Source organism: Mesorhizobium sp. M2E.F.Ca.ET.209.01.1.1, from assembly GCF_004010375.2.
Lineage (GTDB): Bacteria > Pseudomonadota > Alphaproteobacteria > Rhizobiales > Rhizobiaceae > Mesorhizobium.
The window spans coordinates 1-350 of sequence record NZ_SADP02000554.1 but is presented as its reverse complement, the minus strand read 5'-3'; the positions used below and the strand labels follow the sequence as shown (position 1 = coordinate 350).

At 62.9% G+C, this 350-nt stretch carries 1 pseudogene; it reads left to right on the top strand.

Annotation, left to right across the window (positions count from 1 at the left end):
• Nucleotides 1-188 (top strand): annotated as a pseudogene (locus tag EN852_RS36880) (phosphonoacetate hydrolase); the annotation flags it as partial.
• Nucleotides 189-350 lie beyond the last annotated feature (162 nt).

Genomic DNA, 350 nt, shown 5'->3' with positions numbered 1-350 from the left:
CAATCGGCACGTCGGAACACCGGCATAATCTGGCGGCACTCGACGAGCCGCTGCGCTCACACGGCGGGCTGACCGAGCAGGAGGTGCCCTTCATTGTCAACCGCGTGCTGGCGGACCTGCCGAACGAGCCTGTGCTGCGGAATTTCGATGCGTTCTTCTATGCGACGATGGCGGCGGCGCAGGCATAGGTTGGGCGCTGTCGACCCCCACTCCGCCGGGCTTCGCCCGGCACCTCTCCCCCGATCGAGGGGGGAGAAGAAAGGCGCCCAGACTGCTCCACCATGCCTTGGCTTGAAGTGAAACGCTTTTTGATTGCAGCAGTAGGGAGCTGACATATTTGCCTATCCACC